A 20,969-nucleotide genomic window follows, 5' to 3' on the forward strand; every position below is an offset into this window, starting at 1 on the left:
AAACTAAATTTTAAAACCCGCTAACCATGGCGGGTTTTTTTATGGATATCCGCCATCAAGGCGAATGACAAACACAAGGAAGCAGGCCCATGAGCGATAAAGTCATTATCTTCGACACCACCTTACGTGATGGCGAACAAGCACTATCAGCAAGTTTAACCGTAAAAGAAAAATTGCAGATTGCGTACGCACTTGAACGCCTGGGAGTTGATGTTATTGAAGCCGGCTTTCCTGTGTCATCTCCGGGTGATTTTGAATCGGTTCAAACCATTGCAAAACACATTAAAAACAGTCGAATTTGTGGTCTTTCTCGTGCTGTTGCAAAAGATATTGATGCGGCAGCTGAAGCGTTAAAAGTCGCTGAAGCATTCAGAATCCACACCTTTATTTCAACGTCGACGGTTCACGTTCAAGATAAATTGCGTCGTAGCTACGATGATGTGGTCGAAATGGGAATAAAAGCAGTTAAGCACGCTCGTAAATATACTGATGATGTTGAGTTTTCTTGTGAAGATGCAGGCCGAACCCCAATTGATAACCTTTGTCGTATGGTTGAAGCAGCCATTAATGCTGGCGCAAATACCATCAATATTCCAGACACGGTGGGTTACACCATCCCAGGTGAATTTGGGGGTATTGTTCAGCAATTATTCAATCGTGTTCCAAACATCGATAAAGCAATCATCTCTGTCCATTGTCATGATGATTTGGGTATGTCAGTGGCCAACTCTATTGCAGCTGTTCAAGCTGGAGCTCGACAAGTTGAAGGCACTATTAATGGTATTGGTGAGCGTGCAGGTAACTGTTCTCTAGAAGAAATCGCGATGATTCTACAGACTCGGTCAGACTATCTAGGCGTTCATACGGGCCTTAAAAATGATGAAATCCACCGCACCAGTAAATTGGTAAGCCAACTGTGTAATATGCCAATTCAGAGCAATAAGGCTATCGTAGGCGCAAACGCCTTTAGCCACTCATCTGGCATTCATCAAGATGGCATGCTTAAGAATAAAAACACTTACGAAATCATGACACCAGAATCGATTGGCCTTAAAAACCAAGCGCTAAATCTAACCAGTCGTTCAGGTCGTGCAGCAGTAAAAAGCCACATGGATGAAATGGGTTATAAAGAAGACGAATACAACCTAGATACCCTTTATGCTGATTTCGTAAAACTGGCAGATCGCAAAGGACAAGTATTTGATTACGATTTAGAAGCACTAATGCATTTTGCTAATCTTCGCGATGAAGATGACTTCTATAAGTTGAACTACCTGAGTGTGCAATCAGGCAGTGTTATGGCAACTACAAGCATCAAACTACTTTGTGGTGATGAAGAGAAATGCGAAGCTGCTGTCGGTAATGGTCCTGTTGATGCTCTTTATCAGTGTATCTATAAGCTAACAGGCTATGAGATTGTTCTAGATAAGTTTGACTTAACCGCGAAAGGTGAAGGTGAAGATGGCTTAGGACAAGCAGACATTATTGCTAATTACAAAGGCCGCAAGTATCACGGTACCGGCTTAGCGACCGATATTATCGAAGCATCAGGGCAAGCACTGCTTCACGTAATTAATAGCATTCACCGTGCCGATCAAATTGCTGAAATTAAGCAAAAGAAAATTGCTGCAGTTTAAGTGTCCAAAAGAATGTTAAATCAGAGAAGTATCACTCTTCTCTGATTAAGCAAATTAGATAGAAAAGATTAAAGGATTAACATGACGAATAAAACATACAAAATTGCGATTTTACCGGGTGATGGCATTGGCCCAGAAGTGATGGAACAAGCACATAAAGTTCTAGATGCGATTGAGAAAAAACACGCAATTTCATTTTCACGCGAGCAGCACGATGTAGGTGGTATTGCGATTGATAACCATGGTTGTCCGCTACCAGAGAGCACAGTCAAAGGTTGTGAAGAATCAGATGCCGTATTATTTGGCTCAGTTGGCGGTCCTAAATGGGAACATCTTCCACCAAATGACCAACCAGAGCGTGGTGCCTTACTTCCTCTACGTAAACATTTCCAACTGTTCTGTAATCTTCGCCCTGCACAAATTCACAAAGGATTAGAAAACTTCTCACCTCTACGTGCTGATATTTCTGAACGTGGTTTTGATATCGTCGTTGTTCGTGAACTGACGGGTGGTATCTACTTTGGTCAGCCTAAAGGTCGTGAAGGCGAAGGCCCTCAAGAGAAAGCGTACGATACTGAAATTTATCACCGCTACGAAATCGAACGTATTGCAAAGATTGCCTTTGAATCGGCTCGTCTACGTAATAAAAACGTCTACTCAATTGATAAAGCCAACGTTCTACAAAGCTCTATTCTATGGCGTGAAGTAGTAGAAGAAGTGGCACAAGATTATCCAGATGTAAAACTAAGCCATATGTACATTGATAACGCGACCATGCAGTTAATCAAAGATCCTTCTCAGTTTGACGTAATGCTATGTTCAAACATCTTTGGTGACATCATCTCTGATGAGTGCGCAATGATCACAGGCTCTATGGGTATGCTTCCTTCTGCAAGCTTGAATGAAAGCAACTTTGGTCTGTATGAACCAGCAGGTGGTTCAGCACCAGATATCGCAGGTAAAAACATCGCAAACCCAGTGGCTCAGATCTTATCTGCTGCACTGATGTTACGCTACAGCCTAGGTGAAGAAGAAGCAGCACAAAGTATTGAAGCTGCCGTATCTAAAGCGCTGTCAGCAGTTGAATTAACAGCAGATCTTGCCGGTGATAAACCAGCACTAACCACCTCAGCAATGGGCGATAAAATCGCTGAATACATTTTGAATTCGTAATTCAAGGAAGAAGCAATGGCTAACGCAAAAACATTATACGAAAAAATTTACGATGCCCATGTTGCTGTTGCAGCAAAAGGCGAAACCCCTATTCTATACATCGATCGCCATTTGGTACACGAAGTGACTTCGCCACAAGCGTTCGATGGGTTACGTGAAAAAGGTCGTAAAGTTCGCCAAGTAGGTAAAACTTTCGCAACAATGGATCATAACGTATCGACACAAACTAAAGACATTAATGCCTCTGGTGAAATGGCTCGCATCCAAATGGAAACACTGTCTAAAAACTGTGAAGAATTTGGCGTAACCCTTTATGACCTAAACCATAAATACCAAGGTATTGTGCACGTAATGGGGCCTGAACTGGGCATTACTCTACCGGGCATGACGATTGTTTGTGGTGATTCACACACTGCAACTCACGGTGCATTTGGTTCATTGGCATTTGGTATCGGTACTTCTGAAGTTGAACACGTACTAGCAACACAAACGCTAAAACAAGCGCGCGCGAAAACCATGAAGATCGAAGTGAAAGGTAAAGTCGCAGAAGGCATCACAGCAAAAGATATCGTGCTTGCGATCATAGGTAAAACAACGGCTGCAGGTGGCACTGGCTACGTGGTTGAATTCTGTGGTGAAGCAATTACCGACCTTACGATGGAAGGTCGTATGACGGTATGTAACATGGCAATCGAATTAGGTGCTAAAGCAGGCCTTATCGCACCAGACCAAACCACATTTGATTACATTACTGACCGTAAATTCTCACCTCAAGGCGAAGACTTAACGGCGGCTATCGAATACTGGTCATCACTAAAAACGGACGATAATGCAAAATTTGATGCGGTAGTAACACTTGAAGCCTCTGAAATTAAACCTCAAGTCACTTGGGGCACAAATCCAGGTCAAGTAATCGCCGTTGATCAACCAATTCCTGCTCCTGAGAGTTTTTCTGACCCAGTAGAAAAAGCGTCCGCTGAGAAAGCATTAGCTTACATGGGCCTTGAAGCGGGTAAATCCCTGTCTGATTACAATGTAGATAAAGTATTTGTAGGCTCTTGTACTAACTCACGTATCGAAGACATGCGTGCTGCTGCTGCCGTAGCAAAGGGCAATAAAGTCGCTGCTCATGTTCAAGCGTTAATTGTTCCTGGTTCTGAGCAAGTAAAAGCACAAGCTGAAAAAGAAGGTCTCGATGTGATCTTTAAAGAAGCGGGCTTTGAATGGCGTTTACCTGGTTGTTCAATGTGTCTTGCTATGAACAACGACCGTTTAGGTCCACAAGAACGTTGTGCATCAACATCTAACCGTAATTTTGAAGGTCGCCAAGGCCGTGATGGTCGAACTCACCTAGTTAGCCCTGCAATGGCAGCAGCAGCGGCAATTGCAGGCCACTTTGTTGATATTCGAACTATTACAGAACAAGCATAAAGGAATTTACTATGTCAGGTTTTAAGCAACATACAGGTCTAGTCGTTCCTTTAGATACGGCAAATATCGATACTGATGCAATCATTCCAAAGCAGTTTCTACAAAAAGTAAATCGCATTGGTTTTGGTAAACACTTATTTCACGATTGGCGTTTTCTTGATGATGCTGGTGAGCAAGAAAATCCAGAATTTGTAATGAATGCCCTACGCTATCAAGGCGCTAGTATTCTCCTTGCTCGTGAAAATTTTGGTTGTGGTTCATCTCGTGAACACGCACCTTGGGCGTTGGCTGATTACGGCATCCAAGTGATGATCGCACCAAGCTTTGCTGATATTTTTTATGGCAACTCAATCAACAACCAAATGGTTCCAGTTCGCCTGACCGAATCTGAAGTTGATGAAATATTTCAGTTCGTTGAAGCGAATGAAGGTGCTGAAGTAACCGTTGATTTAGAAGCAATGTTAGTGACTGCTAACAATAAACAGTATTCTTTTGAAATTGATGAATTTCGTCGCCATTGTCTGTTAAATGGTTTGGATAATATCGGACTGACACTGCAACACACCGATAAAATTTCGGAATATGAAGCAAAGATTCCAGACTTTTTAAAATAGGATTAAGGAAATAATAGAGGTTGATATGAACGTATCAACCTCTATTTTGTCTATAAAACTAAATAATTATTAGTAAACAAAAGTCAGGTACCTTTTATGAAAATCCTTATTCCCTCTTTACTTTTGCTTTTCTCATTCAATACGTTCGCTGCACCAAAATCTGAACTTTGGGATTATTGGGATGTGAGTAATGAAAAAAATGCCACCACCATCTCTCACCAGTATTGGCAACAGACCTTAGATAAATATCTCATTAATAAAGGAGAATTCACGCTTTTTGATTATGCTAACGTCACAGATGCCGACGAACGAACTCTTAACAGCTATTTACGCCAAATGAGCCGTATTGATCCGAGAGAGTATAAAAAAGCAGAGCAATACGCTTATTGGGCTAACCTTTACAATGCAATCACAGTAAAAATTATTTTGGATAATTACCCTATCAAATCGATTACTAAATTAGGTGGGCTATTTAGCTTCGGGCCTTGGGATGAAGAAGTCGTTATTGTTACAGGAAAAATCCTGACCCTTAATGACATTGAACATCGCATTTTAAGACCTATTTGGAATGATCCTAGAACGCATTATGCGGTTAATTGTGCAAGTTTAGGCTGCCCTAACTTACAACCAAAAGCCTTCACCGCTAGAAACAGCGATAAATTATTAGATAAAGCAGCAACCGAATTCATTAACAGTAACAAGGGAGTATTGATTCAAGAAGATAAAGTCCAACTATCCTCTATTTATGATTGGTTTGCTGTCGATTTTGGGGATCACCAACAACTATTTGAGCACCTAAAAAAATATCGCCCAGAATTAAAACCATTCAAAGGCGATATTCGCTATAACTACGACTGGTCATTGAATAAACAATAAAAATACAGAGGGATTACTTAATCCCTTTGGCCTTTTTAATTAAGTCATAAGCACCTTGGATCTCTTGCGCTTTTTCTTTTGCCATTTCCATCATCTCAGGTGGCAAACCTTTTGCTACCAACTTATCTGGGTGATGCTCATTCATTAGTTTACGGTGGGCACGCTTAATTGTTTTAGCATCGGCATCTTCATTAATACCCAATAAATTATAGGCATCTTTTAATTGATCAGCGGAACTGGCTTGCTGCCATTGACCATGATTTTGTTGTGAACCACCCTGACCAGAAAAGCCACCACTGCGCTGAAAACGAAAAGCCGCTTCTTGCATTTTTAAACGCTTTTCAAGCTGCGCAGCACTGAAGCCAAGTTCTTCAGCAACAATGTGTAAAATATCACGCTCACTTGGGTGAATATCACCATCCGCAATGGCAGATGCTATTTGTAGCTCTAAAAAGAATTGCAACAAATCATAGCGGCCACCGGTAATTGAGCGGATTTTCTGTAAGGTTTCACGCAATGGAAAATCGTTTTCTTTACCTTCTCTAAACGCTTCTTGAGCTTCTTTTTTCTGCTCGCCGCTTAAATTCATGCGATCCATCATCATTGATGCTAATTGGATTTCTTGTGCTGTCACCTGCCCTTTTGCTTTCGCTATATGCCCCATAACGGCAAAAGCGGCATGGAAAAACTCTGCTTGTTTTTGAGTTTGAGAAGCTCCTCCAGTTTGAAAAGTAAAGCCACGGTTTGCCATGCGCTTTGCTTTATCAAATTGATGACCAATAAAGATCCCTAATGCAGCGCCAAAAAAGCCACCAAATAAGAAACCAAAAAAACCACCTAATATTTTGCCAAATATTTGCATTTTATATTCCAATTATTGAATTATTCTATTTTTACTCGGTCACATAATTCTACTTAACCACATAACGGGCAAACGCAGCATCTTACTTTGCAGCCAACCAACATCAAGATACAGGATTCAGGGTATCATCAACAGAAGCAATTGCAGAAAAATAACTGAGTTGAATGAGATGATAGCCGCATCTTAAGGTGGTTTGGGCATAGCTTTTGCTTTATTATAAAGCAGTGACTCTGTCTAATATCATTGAGTATATCAGCGGATTAATATAACGAACAGGAACGTCTATCTCGATGCCTTTTACTTCTCGCAGCCTACTTGTCTCATTCGCTGGATGCCTTCTTTACGGAGCTCCCGTCATCGCTGATGATGGTAATCCTGTACCTCCAGAAAATAGTACAATCTTCCCTCTAAAAACTGACGCAATTAACTCTTGCGAAGTGACTGATAAAATGTCACAAGAGGAAGAGGAACAACAACCCGTTTTAATTCAAGCAGACAATGTTGAAGCCATTAATAATTCTAAAGCCGTTTATAAAGGTAATGTTCATATTATTAAAGGCCGACAAGAGATTAAAGCCGATAGCATCACTCTTCATCAGCAAGAAAACATTGCAATAGCTGAAGGTAATGTTGATTACTCAAGCATGGATATGCGCTCAACCTCAGATAAAGTCACGACGGATTTAACTACCGAAGATACCACTATGGTTAATACGGCCTACAAGATGTCTTGTCAGCCTATTCGTGGTACAGCAAGCCGTGTATTAAAAACAGGACAAGAAATCTACCAATTAGAAGACGCCTCTTTCACTACCTGTCCTGCGGATGACAATAGCTGGCGCTTTAAAGCCAGTGATATCGAATTAGACCAATCTGATGAATGGGCAACCTTCTACAATGCTCGCTTTGAAGTGCTTGATGTTCCTATTTTTTACTTGCCTTATATTACCGTTCCTGTTGGCGATCAACGTAAAACAGGGGTATTAATCCCTAGTATAGGACTTGATAGTAAAAATGGTTTTGAGCTCTCTGTGCCTATTTATTGGAATATCGCACCAAATTATGATGCAACCACAACCATTAATTACATGGAGAAGCGTGGTACCCAGTTAGAAGCTCAATTCCGTTATTTAGAAAGCTTCGGGCAAGGTACTGTCGACGTTGAATATCTTAATGATGATGCTAAATTCAAAGACAAAGGTGCTCGTTGGGGGGTAAGCTGGCATCATACGGGGATCTACCAAAAGCACTGGAAGTTTGAAGTTGACTACTCCAAAGTCAGCGATATCGATTACTTCCAAGACTTAAATTCAAACATAGGTACTCGTGATGAAGGTCAATTAAGTCAATCAGGCGAAGTCTCTTATCGTACGCAGGATTGGGATATGACCATGCGTGTGCGCGACTTCCAAGTATTGGTTGAGGATCAAACACCATACCGACTAATGCCACAAATAGAATTTAACTATTATGCACCTCAGTTTTATAAAGAATTTGACTTCAACCTACATAGCCACGTGAGTAAATTTGCTATAGATGACGAAGCAAAACCATCAGCAACACGAGTTCACTTAGAGCCTAAGTTAAGCTTACCATTAAGCTCCACTTGGTGGTCATTAACGCCTGAGGCGAGTTTACTCTATACCTATTATTCTCAAGATTTTGATCGTTCAGAAACCTCACTATCAGGCTTATCAGAAGAAGTATCTCGAACCATTCCAGAAGTTCGTATTAATGGTGCTATCTATTTAGACAGCACTCATAAATTCTTAGGTGAGTACTTACAAACGTTAGAGCCTAAAATACAATATTTATACGTACCAGAAGTAGACCAAAGTGAGATCTATGGTGGCCGAGGTGAAGGCGGCTATGACAGCAGTAAACTGCAACTGGATTACTACGGATTATTTAGGGATCGTCAGTACAGTGGTGTTGATTATATTTCATCAGCGAACCAATTCAGTATTGGTGCAACCTCACGGTTTTATGATGACAGCTATAAAGAGCGCATGAACATCTCTTTTGGTCAAATCCTTTATATGGATGGTTCTGGTACCACTAATGAAAACGATACTAGCAACTCATCGGCTTGGGCTATAGAAAGTGACTTTAACTTCAATGACTACCTTTTCTATCATGGCGGTATTCAGTACGATTCAAATATCAGTGAGCTTCAAATAGCAAACAGCACATTAGAATACCGATTCGCAAAAGGTTATGTTCAGGCCAACTATCGTTATGTAAGTAAAAATTACATCGAAAGTAATGTTCGCTTTGAGGATAATTCTATAGAGCAGATAACCCAACATGGTATCTATCAAGCTGGCTTACTGAGTGAATATAATCTTGGCCGAAATTGGGCTCTTAAAGGACAATACTTCCATGATACAAAAGAAGACCAAATGATAGAGGCCTTAGTAGGAGTAACCTATTTAAGTGATTGTTGGTCATTTGGTTTAACGTATAGTGATCAGCTAATCGCTCCTACAAATGATTCCACATTAGCCATTGGGAGTTACGAACCTGAATATGAAAGTAACCTGTTGCTATCAATTAGTATTCGAGGTTTGGGAAGTAACACTGGTATCACCTCTGGCTCAGCAACTAACGCACTGGGCTACGGTCGCCCATTTTATTTAAACAATTAATTTATACGGATATACCTGAAGCGTCCTATGTTAATCGGACGCTTCACTCTCCTTACTCTTGGATGACACTATGAAAAACTGGAAACTCCCATTAGTTAGCACATTATTACTTATGCTAACCATGAATGTACAAGCAGCACCGGTTGAATTAGATCGTGTTGTAGCGATTGTTGATGAAGGCGTTGTATTACAAAGCGACATTGATACCTCTCTTAAAACAGTAAAAATAAACGCACAAGAAAAAGGACAACCTTTGCCGGAAGAGAGTGTTCTACGCGAACAAATTCTTGAAAAGCTTATTGTTGATACGATTCAAAGCCAACAAGCTGAAAAAATGGGTATTCGTATCGACGATACTCGACTTGAGGAAGCACTGAAGAACATAGCCAAAGAAAACAACATGACATTGGCGCAACTGCAACAAAAAACCGCAGCTCAAGGGCTTTCATACGCTAGCTTCCGTGAACAAATTCGCAAAGAGATAGCAGCAAGTGAAGCTCGAAACGCTCAAGTACGTCGTCGTATTAACATCCTTCCTCAAGAAGTAGAAAGCCTTGCTCTACTACTTGCTGAAGAGACTCAGGCAACAGTGCAATATAAAATCAGCCACATCCAATTACGAGCAGAAGATGGCGCAACTCAAGCAGATAAAGAAGTGTTAGAGCAGCAAGCGGATGAGCTTACCGAGCGCTTAAAACAAGGCGCTGATTTTGCTACCATGGCATATACTTACTCTAAAGGCCCTAAAGCACTTCAAGGTGGTGACTGGGGTTGGATGCGTAAAGAAGAAATGCCAACCATTTTTGCAGACCAAATTACGGGACAAGGAAAAAACAGCATTATCGGTCCATTCCGCTCTGGTGTAGGTTTCCATATTCTGAAAATTGATGATGTTAAAGGCCTTGAGACTATTGCGGTTACTGAGGTAAATGCGCGTCATATTCTAATCAAAACCTCAGTTATCATGAGTGATGAAGGCGCTAAACGTCAGTTAAACACTATTATTGCTGATATTAAAGCAGGCAATGATACCTTTTCTGAAATGGCAAAGCGCTATAGCCAAGACCCAGGTTCTGCAGCAAGAGATGGTGAATTAGGCTTTCAAACCCCTGATTTATATGTTCCAGAATTTAAACACCAAGTAGAGACCTTGCCTGTTGGTCAAATCAGTGAACCATTTAAAACTGTTCATGGCTGGCACATTGTTGAAGTATTAGAGCGTCGTCAAGTTGATAGAACTGATGCTGCAATGAAAAACAAAGCATACCGTATTTTAATGAATCGTAAATTTAACGAAGAAGCTGGCGCTTGGTTACAAGAAATCCGAGCTAGTGCTTATGTTGAAATACTAAATGATGATAGTGAAGAAGATAATGAATAAGATTAAACGAATTGCCATTACTCCTGGAGAGCCATCAGGTATTGGGCCAGATCTTGTTCTTACTATTGCACAACAAAATTGGCCGCATCAATTAGTTGTCTGTGGCAATAAGAATGCGCTAGAGCAGAGAGCTAAGTTACTAAATATTGATATTTCAATTGAAGAATATAATGTGCAATCTCCAGCCAAAGCCCACCAAGCTGGCACTTTAATTGTCGATGATATTGCTTTAGGCGCAGAAGTTATTGCAGGTGAGCTCAATGAAGCCAATGGACATTATGTTCTTGAAACATTACGTCGAGCAGCGCAAGGCAATATGGATGGTGAATTCGATGCTGTCGTTACTGGCCCTGTACATAAAGGCGTCATTAATCGTGCAGGAGTGGCATTCAGTGGTCATACAGAATTTTTTGCAGAGCAATCAAACACTCAACAAGTTGTGATGATGCTTGCTACTGAAGGCTTACGTGTGGCGTTAGTAACGACTCACATACCACTCGCTTATGTATCAAAAGCCATTACTGCTGATCGCTTAAAACAAGTGACTCAAATTCTACATCAAGACTTAATCACTAAGTTTGGAATTGCCAAACCATCAATTTTTGTGTGCGGTTTAAATCCTCATGCAGGTGAAGATGGCTGTCTTGGTCGTGAAGAAATTGATATCATTACGCCAGCATTAAATGAATTACGTGAAGAAGAAGGAATGAATCTTATTGGTCCATTACCTGCTGACACGCTATTTCAAGATAAATACTTACAAGAAGCGGATGCGGTACTAGCGATGTATCACGATCAAGGGCTTCCTGTGTTAAAATTTAAAGGTTTTGGAAAATCAGTAAACATTACATTAGGTTTACCGTTTATCCGAACCTCAGTAGACCATGGTACTGCATTGGAATTGGCGGGTACTGGAAAAGCAGATGCAGGAAGCTTTATTACCGCACTAACCCATGCAATTGAACTGGTAGAGAAAAAATGAGTACTAGAAATGATGTCCATTTAGGCCATAAAGCAAGAAAACGCTTTGGTCAAAACTTCTTAAATGACCCTTATGTGATCGATGGAATCGTATCTGCAATCAACCCTCTGCCAGGCCAAAACCTTGTAGAAATTGGTCCAGGTCTTGGTGCTATCACTGAACCAGTTGGCCGTGAAGTTGATAAATTTACTGTTATCGAACTTGACCGTGACTTAGCAGAACGTCTTCGTAACCATCCTGAATTAGGCAGTAAACTGACGATTCATGAAGGCGATGCTATGCGTTTCGACTTTACTCAGTTAATTAAAGAAAATAATAAGCTGCGTATTTTCGGTAACTTGCCATACAACATCTCAACACCACTAATGTTCCACCTATTTGAATTCCATAAAGACGTATTAGACATGCACTTTATGCTACAAAAAGAAGTGGTGAACCGTTTGGCCGCAGGCCCTGGTACAAAAGCATATGGTCGCTTAACCGTTATGGCGCAATACTTCTGTAAAGTAATGCCTGTATTAGAAGTGCCACCAACAGCGTTTGTTCCGCCACCGAAGGTAGATTCAGCAGTTGTTCGCTTAGTACCTTATGAAGTATTACCGTACCCTGCGAAGAACTTAAAGTGGCTTGATCGCGTGTGTCGTGAAGGCTTTAACCAACGTCGTAAGACTGTTCGTAACTGTTATAAAGCATTACTGACTAAAGAGCAGCTAGAAGAATTAGGCATTAACCCTACTATGCGCCCTGAAAACCTTACATTAGAGCAGTTTGTTACTATGGCAAACTGGTTAAATGACAATTATCAGGCTGAAACAGAAACGTCTAAGTAACTGGGTTTGTATTCATAAATTATACATATTAAAAGGTGACTTTATTGTCACCTTTTTTCTATCTAATACCAATTGATGTAAGCTTTATTAATTAAAGGAATATATATGGCGACCTACTTTGTTGGAGATATTCAAGGTTGTTTAGATGAGCTACAGATCTTATTAGAGCAGGTCCATTTTAATAAAGAAACAGACCAACTATGGCTAACCGGAGATTTGGTAGCTCGCGGACCAAAATCATTAGAAACTTTACGCTTTGTAAAGTCATTAGGATCAGCAGCCGTGACTATTTTAGGTAATCATGATTTGCATTTACTGGCGGTATCTCAGGGCATTTCTCGTGTTAAAGAAAAAGACAAAACAGCACCTATCTTTACGGCACCTGATAGTAAGGAGTTACTAACTTGGCTACGTCATCAACCATTATTAGCCGTTAACTCTGAACATAATATCGTAATGAGTCACGCAGGGATCTCCCCTCAATGGGATATTAATACTGCCATTGAGTGCGCGCATGAAGTTGAAGCGATTTTACAATCGGACAAATGGATTTGGTTATTAGAGAATATGTATGATAACCAGCCTGATGTATGGAGAGAAGATCTTACCGATATTGAGCGTTACCGTTATATTATCAACGCTTTTACACGCATGCGTTTTTGTTATTCTGATGGTCGCTTAGATATGAAATGTAAGCTGCCACCTCAAGAGATTAGTGATGATGAACTCTTTCCTTGGTTTGAGCTAGAAAATCGTCTTCCTCTTTCGCATAAAGTGATTTTTGGTCACTGGGCGGCATTGATGGGGCATGATGGAAATAACGTAATAGCGCTCGATACAGGCTGTGTATGGGGGGAATATATGACGATGTATCGTGTTGATGATGGGAAGTATTTTACTCAAAAAGCAATAGAGCAGTAACGAGGAAGAGCAGAGACTAGGAACTATACGCTTCGCTGACTAGAAGCTATAAAAGCAAAGAGCGAGGTTTCAGGTTTCAGGAAAATCAAAAGCGAGTACACCTGAACCCTGCAAGCGCAGCGTCCTGAAACCTAATTTGTCACAATGCTACTTATACGCGCTCTTATAGTCTCTAGTCTCTAGTTAGCGCAGCGTATAGCCTCTTACCTCTCAAGAACCACAAATTCCATATCGTACTGATTTTTTTCATCTTTCGAGTACGTTTCAGAGTGAGTCCGATTCCAGCCTTCACCCCAATCTGGGAACTGCGTATCGCCATCAATATCAGCATCGATAAACGTCAGATACAACTTATCCGCATCAGCAAGACACGCTTGGTAAATTGACCCACCACCAATAATCATCAGCTCTTCAATATCACCTGCAACTTGCTTCGCTTCTTCAATTGAAGTTACGCAAGTCACACCATCGATTTTCAAATTAGTATCGCGACTTAATACAATATTCAAACGCCCTGGTAAAGGACGACCAATCGATTCATAGGTTTTACGCCCCATCACAATTGGTTTACCCATAGTACACTGCTTAAACCAAGCAAAATCAGCAGGTAAGTGCCATGGCATTTGATTATTTTTACCAATAACTAGAGGTTGAGAATTTGACAGATTGCACGATTTATCAATTTTTCCATTATGTGCCATGGCTGCAATCATACTAATCTTCATTTATTCTAAATCTCATTTTATTAAGCAAAAAAAACTGGTCCGTAGAATAACAAATTAATACCTTTATCACACTATAGATTTTCTACGGTAAAACAGTAGCCCAGGCATAGCAAGGCCAATCGCAAGTGCTGCTATAGTAAATAAGGTCTTAATTAAATTATCAATCATCATGGCCCATAACTCTGGAGAATAACCAAGATGATTAATTTCGACCACGGCGATCATTGCCTTAAATGCAAAGACTCCCGGAACCATTGGGATCAAAGCGGCAACCGTAAATACTTTAGGGTGTGCGAGAAATCGATGCGACCAATGTACGCCTATCATACCTACCGTAGTTGCGGCGCATAGTGTTGCCCACTCTAAAGGCGCACCATGATGCATTAATAAAAATCGTGTCCCATGGCCAATTGCTCCACCAATGGCACAATATTTCAAAGCCTTAGCCGGTACATTAAATACCAAGGCAAAACCAACTGCAGGGATCATGGCAAAAAACATGTCATTTAATAAAGCGAGGAATAAATCAAAATTCGAATTAATTAAAACATTCATTAGTTAATCCATCCCCAGACACCAACCAAGTTCATCGCACCCACAATCCCAATGCTGGTTGCTAGGGTAAGTAAGGTCGCAAATGTCCATCGAGCAATTCCCATATTAACGTACCCTTTCACCATATCGGCAACGGCATTTATTAAAGGGAAACCGGGAACAAGCATCAAAACAGAAGAAGCCATTGCAAGAAAAGGAATATTACCAATGTGATAAATGACAGCTTGAGAGGAGATAAGAGTAGTCACAAAGGCAGTGATACCAAAGTTAAGCAGAGGATTAAATTGTCGATGTCCTATTTCTTGACGAACAATCATGCCTAATGAAGAAGCTAAAAATGTCATCATAAATACAGGCCAATCACCTCCTGCTAAACGACTAAAACTGGCACATGATAAACCTATCATCACAACCACAAGCCAGCGGTTATATCTTTCAGGGCTAATATTATCTAGCTTAGCGGTTGCTTCATGCCGATCCAATAACCCTTTTTCCGACATAATACAGATCCGTTGGATCTCAGTAATTGCCCTCATATTAATGCCGCGATCGGGGGCTCTTCGAGCCGTTGTCATACAATGCTCATTAATGATGGTCGTGATCACTAGTGAACTTGCTGACAATGATATTTCGACATCATCTGCCCCGACGGCAACGCCTAAGCGACGGCTGACATCAGAAACCAAACTACTTTCAGCTCCATGCTGTAATAGCATTTGCCCTGCTTTTGCTACTAAGCGGGATATCTCTCTTTGCTTCTCATCCATGTTTATTCGCAATGATTGATTAAATTAAAACCCATTCTAATCATTTCGATATAATGTTTACTGATTTAAATACAAAAAAACCGCAACAAGTGCGGTTTTTTATTATTATCTGTAATAGAAGCAGATTGAATTAGTCACGAACGTAAATTACGTGACCGTCATCTTCTTCATCATCCCAGTCATCGTCATCATCTTCAGTAACAACGTGTTGACCAGACATTGCGTCTTTATGGTAATCATCCCACATGAAGTCAACTTTATCAGCCGCTTTCTCTTCATCTGTTTGAATCTCTTTTGGTAGAGTATCCATAAAGTCAGACAGCTCATCACATACTTCTTGAGTACCTGTACGACTTACTGCTGCAATCTTAAAGTGACGATCATCCCAAGCAAGTGCTTCTAAGATCTCGTTGATCTTTTCATCCGCTTCTTCTTCTAATAGAAGATCGGTTTTATTGAATAATAACCAACGTGGTTTGCCCGCTACTTTCTCACTGTATTGCTCTAACTCATCAATGATAGTTAATGCATTTTGTACAGGATCACTGCCATCAATTGGAAGAATATCAATTACATGAAGCAGTACACGACAACGCTCAAGGTGTTTTAAGAAACGTACACCTAGGCCTGCGCCATCAGCAGCACCTTCAATTAGACCAGGGATATCGGCAACAACAAAGCTTTTGTTACCGCGAGCACGTACAACACCTAAACTAGGGATTAATGTTGTAAATGGGTAATCGGCTACTTTTGGTTTTGCTGCTGATACCGCACGAATAAACGTAGATTTACCCGCATTTGGTAAACCAAGCATACCAACATCAGCAAGAAGAAGAAGCTCTAGACGAAGTTCACGTACTTCACCTTTTGTTCCTAATGTCTTTTGGCGAGGAGCACGGTTTACTGATGATTTAAAACGCGTGTTACCTAAACCATGCCAGCCGCCTTTAGCAACCATCACCTTCATACCGTGAGTCATCAGTTCTGCAACTTTCTCACCAGTATCGATATCAATAGCACGTGTACCTACAGGCACTTTCAACGTAATGTCTTCACCACGCTTACCAGTACAGTTACCACCGCTACCATTTTTACCACGCTCAGCGTCATAAAAACGATTAAAACGATAATCGATAAGTGTATTTAGGTTTTCATCTGCTTCTAGGTAAACATCGCCACCGTCGCCGCCATCACCGCCGTCAGGGCCGCCTTTAGCTACGAATTTTTCACGCCAAAAGCTAACTACACCATTACCGCCATCACCGGCATCTACTTTAATTGTCGCTTCATCAACGAATTTCATTTTCTTCTCCGAGCTGTAGCGTTGGTACTTATTAACAATCAAAAGCACTTACATAAAAAGGCATTCGAGTATCAAGTACGGCTGATTTACTGTAGACCAGTGAATAAGGTCTCAATCGTTGATCATCAATGATCTTTACGCTACGTATATATTAATATAGTCACTAGTTAAGTACTCTAACATTGATATCTATAAAGATGGATATAATTATAGATGAAGAGTGCTTAACTGGTGACTATCCATAAATAAAAAGCCCCGCCAATTGGCAGGGCTTTAGAATTAACTTATAAAGTTATTATTCAGCTTCGATAGAAACGAATTTACGGTTTTTAGGACCTTTAACTTCAAATTTCACTTTACCTTCAGATAGAGCGAAAAGAGTGTGGTCTTTACCGATGCCTACGTTAGTTCCAGCGTGGAATTTAGTACCACGTTGACGTACGATGATGTTACCTGCAAGAACAGATTCGCCACCGAAACGCTTAACACCAAGACGTTTACTTTCTGAATCGCGGCCGTTACGAGTAGAACCGCCAGCTTTTTTATGTGCCATTTGTTATTCTCCTTAAATTAAGCGCTGATGCCAGTGATTCTGACTTCAGTGAACCATTGACGATGGCCCTGCTGCTTACGAGAATGCTTACGACGACGGAACTTAACGATTTTAATTTTATCGCCACGACCGTGCTGAACTACTTCCGCAGTTACTTTACCGCCAGCTACTAGAGGTGCACCAACAGTGATTTCTTCACCATTAGCAATCATAAGAACGTTGTCGAAATCAACTGTTGCGCCAGTCTCAACGTCTAATTTTTCCAAGCGAAGAGTTTGACCTTCACTTACACGGTGTTGTTTACCACCAGATTGGAAAACAGCGTACATATTTTACTCCGCTACTTTCGCACTACCATTTATTTTGTTTACTCAACAATTTTGGTGTGCGTTAAACTTGTCATCAATAGGGCGTGGATTCTACGCGAATGATTTCAATCTGACAACCCAAAAATGAAGAAAAATGATGAAAAGATCGCCGACGTGCTCATGAAGCTATAAGGAGATAATTTTCGACTGTATTGCTAACCCCATTTTAGTGTATTATTTAGTTAATCACTTATTATAATTAAGCCTGATTTAGGCCCTAACCTTGCTGGAAGAATAATGGATTTTAAAGCTATTCAAGCCCTAACGGCTGATGACATGGCAATCGTCAATGAGACCATCTTAGCTCAACTCAACTCAGATGTTGCGTTAATCAACCAACTTGGTTTTTACATTGTTAGCGGCGGTGGAAAACGCCTACGCCCAGTTCTTGCCATTTTATCAGCTAAAGCTCTTGGATATGAAGGCAAAGACCACACAATGGCAGCCGCTTTTATTGAATTTATTCACACTGCAACATTACTTCATGATGACGTTGTCGATGAATCAGATATGCGTCGTGGTAAAGCGACGGCTAATGCTGAATTTGGTAATGCCGCAAGTGTACTCGTTGGCGATTTTATTTACACTCGCTCATTCCAAATGATGACAAGCTTAGGATCCATTAAGATCCTTAGTTTAATGAGTGAAGCTGTAAATGTGATCGCTGAAGGCGAAGTTCTTCAATTAATGAACTGCAACGATCCTAATACGACCGAAGAAAGTTACATGCAAGTAATCTATTCTAAAACTGCTCGCTTATTTGAAGCGGCGACTCAGATCGGCGCGATCCTAAATAACGCTCCACAAGAGATCGAAACAGCACTTCAAAACTACGGTAAATATCTAGGCACGGCTTTTCAATTAATTGATGATGTCATGGATTACACTTCTGATGGTGAAGACATGGGTAAAAACGTAGGGGATGATCTTGCAGAAGGAAAACCTACGTTACCATTACTACATGCAATGAAATATGGTAATGAAGAACAAGCAGCGATGATCCGTGAAGCAATAAAAAAAGGAAATGGGTTAGATAAACTAGAACCTATCCTAGCTTGTATGAAAGAAGTCGGTTCATTAGAGTACACAAAACAAAAAGCAGATGAAGAAGCAGATAAAGCAATTGCAGAGTTAACTATATTACCCGAATCTAAATATAAAGAAGCATTAAAAGCGTTAGCGCACTTAGCCGTTAAACGCAGTAAATAACACTTTACGCTTAAAAATAAGAAAATAAAAAAGGCAGATAAATAACTATCTGCCTTTTCTCTTTTAATAACTCTAATTGGTATTATTTAACGAACTCTTCACCAATTTTAATATCTGCTTGTAGCGTTTCTAGCATACTATCAAGCGCTTCTTGTTCAAATGCGCTCAACTCACCATAAGACTGAATCTCTTCAACCCCATTTTTACCAAGTAAAATTGGTTGCGCAAAGAAACGAGCATGCTCATCATTACCTTCAACATACGCACATTCAACAACACCTTTCTCACCACTAAGCGCCTTAACTAGTGATAAACCAAAACGACATGCCGCTTGACCCATTGAAAGCGTTGCAGAACCACCACCCGCTTTTGCTTCTACTACTTCAGTGCCGGCATTCTGAATACGTGGAGTTAAGGCAGCAACTTCTTCAGCAGTAAACTCAACACCCTCAACTTGAGAAAGAAGAGGTAAGATAGTAACACCAGAGTGACCACCAATTACTGGCACACGGATCTCGCCTGGATCTTTATCTTTCAACTCAGCCACAAATGTTTCAGAGCGGATCACATCCAATGTCGTAACACCAAATAGCTTATTCTTATCGTATACACCCGCTTTCTTTAATACTTCAGCGGCAATTGCTACTGTTGTATTTACCGGATTAGTAATAATGCCTATACATGCATTTGGGCAAGTCACTGCAATTTTTTCAGCTAATGACTTAACAATACCGGCATTAATATTGAAAAGATCTGAACGATCCATTCCTGGCTTACGAGCAACGCCCGCAGAAATTAAAACCACATCTGCATTATCAAGAGCTGGTGTTGGATCTTCACCACAGTAACCTTTAATAGAAACGGGTGTTGGAATATGGCTAAGATCCGCAGCAACACCAGGTGTTACAGGAGCAATATCATAAAGAGCAAGATCAGATCCTGCTGGTAATCGATTCTTAAGAAGTAATGCTAACGCTTGTCCGATGCCTCCTGCGGCGCCAATAACAGCAACTTTCATGTTCGTTCTCCTTGAGTGGTAGAGGTATATTTTTATTATTAATTTACTTTCAAACTGAAAGTGACGTTATAGCAAGCTCAAATTAAATTCAATGCTATTTGCTTCGCTTTGCGACCTTACGCAATGACATGCCATTCGTGCTACAAATTCATCACTATTTTACTCCGACCTCACAACCATTCCTTCGAATTCACCAACAGAATAAAGGTCTATTGATAAAAAGTAACTAATCACAGAAATACGATTTTGATTTGGTTATAGATAAATAATTATGCGAGAATAGTAGGAATTATTGCAAAAAGAATCAATACAGTATGCGAAATAATGAAAAGCAAGAACGATTAGTTAAAGAATTTAAATCTATTCTTAAAGCGGAACGATTTGGTTCGCAAGGTGAGATTGTCGATGCACTTCGTATTGCAGGTTTCGATAATATTAATCAATCCAAAATATCACGAATGCTAACCAAATTTGGCGCAGTTCGCACTCGCAATGCCAAAATGGAAATGGTGTATTGCCTACCAATTGAACTTGGCGTACCTACGGTTTCAAGCTCCCTTCGTGAACTTGTAATGGATATTGATTATAACAGTGCACTTGTTGTTATTCACACAGGTCCAGGAGCAGCTCAACTTATTGCTCGCTTGTTAGACTCTTTAGGAAAAGCAGAAGGTATTTTAGGAGTAGTCGCTGGCGATGATACTATTTTTATCACTCCAACAAGAACGATTGATGTGACTGAATTATTTGATTCAGTGTGCGACTTATTTGAATACTCAGTGTAAACCTAAATAAATACCTCTCAATATCAGAGCATTTTATAAATCAATAAAGTGCTCTTATTCATCATTCTACCAACTCCTCACAGTTCAAAATGTTATTAAACTGTTGCTAATTAGCCTATAACATCTATTGTTAGCCTTATTATTAGCTAGTTATTTCACACTTTTGATAGTTTTATTTAACATCATTTCAAAAACAACTCATTAATTTGTTATCATTTACTCTCCATTTCCGTAATAGGAAACGAAAACACTTAATTAAAAGTGAATAAATACTGATTTTTTATTTAATCTTGTTATTACAAGGTATGCAATTAAAAGTCATACAATAAAG

Annotated in this window: 20 protein-coding genes; 12 read left to right on the forward strand and 8 right to left on the reverse strand. The window is 40.2% G+C overall.

The window, feature by feature from the left end; genetic code table 11:
• The first annotated feature begins 89 nt into the window (after nt 1–89).
• The 5 genes from leuA (at nt 90) to F8B77_RS13520 (ending at nt 5,731) form a co-directional block, all read left to right on the forward strand.
• A complete protein-coding gene (gene leuA / locus F8B77_RS13500) occupies nt 90–1,637 on the forward strand; it encodes a 2-isopropylmalate synthase (RefSeq protein WP_151655806.1) in 1,548 nt (515 codons plus the stop codon).
• Nucleotides 1,638–1,718: 81 nt separating this feature from the next.
• Complete coding sequence (leuB, locus tag F8B77_RS13505; protein WP_151655808.1) at nt 1,719–2,810, forward strand: 3-isopropylmalate dehydrogenase; 1,092 nt, start codon at nt 1,719–1,721, stop codon at nt 2,808–2,810.
• Between the two features lie 15 nt (nt 2,811–2,825).
• Nucleotides 2,826–4,241, forward strand: a complete 1,416-nt coding sequence (gene leuC / locus F8B77_RS13510; RefSeq protein WP_151655810.1) for a 3-isopropylmalate dehydratase large subunit — start codon at nt 2,826–2,828, stop codon at nt 4,239–4,241.
• Nucleotides 4,242–4,252: 11 nt separating this feature from the next.
• Nucleotides 4,253–4,855, forward strand: coding sequence for a 3-isopropylmalate dehydratase small subunit (gene leuD, locus F8B77_RS13515; protein ID WP_151655812.1), 603 nt, complete (start codon nt 4,253–4,255; stop codon nt 4,853–4,855).
• Nucleotides 4,856–4,951: 96 nt separating this feature from the next.
• The gene (locus F8B77_RS13520) at nt 4,952–5,731 is read left to right on the forward strand and encodes a DUF547 domain-containing protein (protein ID WP_151655815.1); all 780 of its coding nucleotides are present in this window, start codon (nt 4,952–4,954) and stop codon (nt 5,729–5,731) included.
• A gap of 13 nt (nt 5,732–5,744) precedes the next feature.
• Here F8B77_RS13520 and djlA read toward each other — a convergent pair whose 3' ends face one another.
• On the reverse strand, nt 5,745–6,593 hold the full coding sequence (djlA, locus tag F8B77_RS13525) for a co-chaperone DjlA (RefSeq protein WP_151655817.1): 849 nt from the start codon (nt 6,591–6,593) through the stop codon (nt 5,745–5,747).
• Nucleotides 6,594–6,883: 290 nt separating this feature from the next.
• Here djlA and lptD point away from each other — a divergent pair, with 290 nt between their 5' ends.
• The 5 genes from lptD (at nt 6,884) to apaH (ending at nt 13,355) form a co-directional block, all read left to right on the forward strand.
• Entirely contained in the window at nt 6,884–9,241 is a 2,358-nt protein-coding gene (gene lptD / locus F8B77_RS13530; RefSeq protein WP_151655819.1) for an LPS assembly protein LptD, read from the forward strand.
• Nucleotides 9,242–9,311: 70 nt separating this feature from the next.
• Nucleotides 9,312–10,622: a peptidylprolyl isomerase SurA gene (gene surA, locus F8B77_RS13535; protein WP_151655821.1), complete on the forward strand. Its 1,311-nt coding sequence runs from the start codon at nt 9,312–9,314 to the stop codon at nt 10,620–10,622.
• Nucleotides 10,615–11,604, forward strand: coding sequence for a 4-hydroxythreonine-4-phosphate dehydrogenase PdxA (gene pdxA / locus F8B77_RS13540; protein ID WP_167512824.1), 990 nt, complete (start codon nt 10,615–10,617; stop codon nt 11,602–11,604). Before surA ends, pdxA begins: the two co-directional genes overlap by 8 nt.
• Nucleotides 11,601–12,434 (forward strand): 16S rRNA (adenine(1518)-N(6)/adenine(1519)-N(6))-dimethyltransferase RsmA, encoded by an 834-nt coding sequence (rsmA, locus tag F8B77_RS13545; RefSeq protein WP_151655823.1) that lies wholly within the window; start codon nt 11,601–11,603, stop codon nt 12,432–12,434. The genes pdxA and rsmA overlap by 4 nt, the downstream gene beginning before the upstream one ends.
• A gap of 105 nt (nt 12,435–12,539) precedes the next feature.
• Complete coding sequence (gene apaH, locus F8B77_RS13550) at nt 12,540–13,355, forward strand: bis(5'-nucleosyl)-tetraphosphatase (symmetrical) ApaH (RefSeq protein WP_151655825.1); 816 nt, start codon at nt 12,540–12,542, stop codon at nt 13,353–13,355.
• Nucleotides 13,356–13,558: 203 nt separating this feature from the next.
• Here apaH and folA read toward each other — a convergent pair whose 3' ends face one another.
• The 6 genes from folA to rplU form a co-directional block, all read right to left on the reverse strand.
• Nucleotides 13,559–14,080 carry a type 3 dihydrofolate reductase gene (gene folA, locus F8B77_RS13555; RefSeq protein WP_167512825.1) on the reverse strand — a complete coding sequence of 174 codons (522 nt, stop codon included), beginning with the start codon at nt 14,078–14,080 and terminating at the stop codon, nt 13,559–13,561.
• Between the two features lie 66 nt (nt 14,081–14,146).
• On the reverse strand, nt 14,147–14,635 hold the full coding sequence (locus F8B77_RS13560; RefSeq protein ID WP_151655827.1) for a threonine/serine exporter family protein: 489 nt from the start codon (nt 14,633–14,635) through the stop codon (nt 14,147–14,149).
• Nucleotides 14,635–15,402 carry a threonine/serine exporter family protein gene (locus F8B77_RS13565; protein ID WP_151655829.1) on the reverse strand — a complete coding sequence of 256 codons (768 nt, stop codon included), beginning with the start codon at nt 15,400–15,402 and terminating at the stop codon, nt 14,635–14,637. Before F8B77_RS13565 ends, F8B77_RS13560 begins: the two co-directional genes overlap by 1 nt.
• Nucleotides 15,403–15,532: 130 nt before the next feature.
• Nucleotides 15,533–16,705: an Obg family GTPase CgtA gene (gene cgtA, locus F8B77_RS13570; protein WP_130045905.1), complete on the reverse strand. Its 1,173-nt coding sequence runs from the start codon at nt 16,703–16,705 to the stop codon at nt 15,533–15,535.
• Between the two features lie 295 nt (nt 16,706–17,000).
• Nucleotides 17,001–17,258: a 50S ribosomal protein L27 gene (gene rpmA, locus F8B77_RS13575; RefSeq protein WP_005417307.1), complete on the reverse strand. Its 258-nt coding sequence runs from the start codon at nt 17,256–17,258 to the stop codon at nt 17,001–17,003.
• Between the two features lie 17 nt (nt 17,259–17,275).
• Nucleotides 17,276–17,587, reverse strand: coding sequence for a 50S ribosomal protein L21 (rplU, locus tag F8B77_RS13580; protein WP_060993942.1), 312 nt, complete (start codon nt 17,585–17,587; stop codon nt 17,276–17,278).
• Nucleotides 17,588–17,863: 276 nt separating this feature from the next.
• Between rplU and ispB the strand changes: the two genes are divergently transcribed.
• Nucleotides 17,864–18,835: an octaprenyl diphosphate synthase gene (gene ispB / locus F8B77_RS13585; RefSeq protein WP_151655831.1), complete on the forward strand. Its 972-nt coding sequence runs from the start codon at nt 17,864–17,866 to the stop codon at nt 18,833–18,835.
• Nucleotides 18,836–18,917: 82 nt separating this feature from the next.
• Here the strand turns inward: ispB and mdh are convergent, their stop codons facing one another.
• Entirely contained in the window at nt 18,918–19,853 is a 936-nt protein-coding gene (gene mdh, locus F8B77_RS13590) for a malate dehydrogenase (protein ID WP_151655833.1), read from the reverse strand.
• Nucleotides 19,854–20,167: 314 nt separating this feature from the next.
• On the opposite strand from mdh, the gene argR reads away from it, so the two are divergent.
• The gene (gene argR, locus F8B77_RS13595; RefSeq protein WP_151655835.1) at nt 20,168–20,638 is read left to right on the forward strand and encodes a transcriptional regulator ArgR; all 471 of its coding nucleotides are present in this window, start codon (nt 20,168–20,170) and stop codon (nt 20,636–20,638) included.
• The last annotated feature ends 331 nt before the right edge of the window (nt 20,639–20,969 follow it).

Source organism: Aliivibrio finisterrensis (genome assembly GCF_008933155.1).
Lineage (GTDB): Bacteria > Pseudomonadota > Gammaproteobacteria > Enterobacterales > Vibrionaceae > Aliivibrio > Aliivibrio finisterrensis.

Coding starts and splice junctions, on each gene's coding strand:
- mdh (WP_151655833.1), bottom strand. CDS start 19,853: ATGAAAGTTGCTGTTATTGGCGCCGCAGGAGGCATCGGACAAGCGTTA.
- apaH (WP_151655825.1), top strand. CDS start 12,540: ATGGCGACCTACTTTGTTGGAGATATTCAAGGTTGTTTAGATGAGCTA.
- djlA (WP_151655817.1), bottom strand. CDS start 6,593: ATGCAAATATTTGGCAAAATATTAGGTGGTTTTTTTGGTTTCTTATTT.
- rsmA (WP_151655823.1), top strand. CDS start 11,601: ATGAGTACTAGAAATGATGTCCATTTAGGCCATAAAGCAAGAAAACGC.
- F8B77_RS13520 (WP_151655815.1), top strand. CDS start 4,952: ATGAAAATCCTTATTCCCTCTTTACTTTTGCTTTTCTCATTCAATACG.
- leuC (WP_151655810.1), top strand. CDS start 2,826: ATGGCTAACGCAAAAACATTATACGAAAAAATTTACGATGCCCATGTT.
- cgtA (WP_130045905.1), bottom strand. CDS start 16,705: ATGAAATTCGTTGATGAAGCGACAATTAAAGTAGATGCCGGTGATGGC.
- pdxA (WP_167512824.1), top strand. CDS start 10,615: ATGAATAAGATTAAACGAATTGCCATTACTCCTGGAGAGCCATCAGGT.
- folA (WP_167512825.1), bottom strand. CDS start 14,080: ATGAAGATTAGTATGATTGCAGCCATGGCACATAATGGAAAAATTGAT.
- argR (WP_151655835.1), top strand. CDS start 20,168: ATGCGAAATAATGAAAAGCAAGAACGATTAGTTAAAGAATTTAAATCT.
- surA (WP_151655821.1), top strand. CDS start 9,312: ATGAAAAACTGGAAACTCCCATTAGTTAGCACATTATTACTTATGCTA.
- F8B77_RS13565 (WP_151655829.1), bottom strand. CDS start 15,402: ATGGATGAGAAGCAAAGAGAGATATCCCGCTTAGTAGCAAAAGCAGGG.
- leuB (WP_151655808.1), top strand. CDS start 1,719: ATGACGAATAAAACATACAAAATTGCGATTTTACCGGGTGATGGCATT.
- rplU (WP_060993942.1), bottom strand. CDS start 17,587: ATGTACGCTGTTTTCCAATCTGGTGGTAAACAACACCGTGTAAGTGAA.
- lptD (WP_151655819.1), top strand. CDS start 6,884: ATGCCTTTTACTTCTCGCAGCCTACTTGTCTCATTCGCTGGATGCCTT.
- leuD (WP_151655812.1), top strand. CDS start 4,253: ATGTCAGGTTTTAAGCAACATACAGGTCTAGTCGTTCCTTTAGATACG.
- leuA (WP_151655806.1), top strand. CDS start 90: ATGAGCGATAAAGTCATTATCTTCGACACCACCTTACGTGATGGCGAA.
- F8B77_RS13560 (WP_151655827.1), bottom strand. CDS start 14,635: ATGAATGTTTTAATTAATTCGAATTTTGATTTATTCCTCGCTTTATTA.
- ispB (WP_151655831.1), top strand. CDS start 17,864: ATGGATTTTAAAGCTATTCAAGCCCTAACGGCTGATGACATGGCAATC.
- rpmA (WP_005417307.1), bottom strand. CDS start 17,258: ATGGCACATAAAAAAGCTGGCGGTTCTACTCGTAACGGCCGCGATTCA.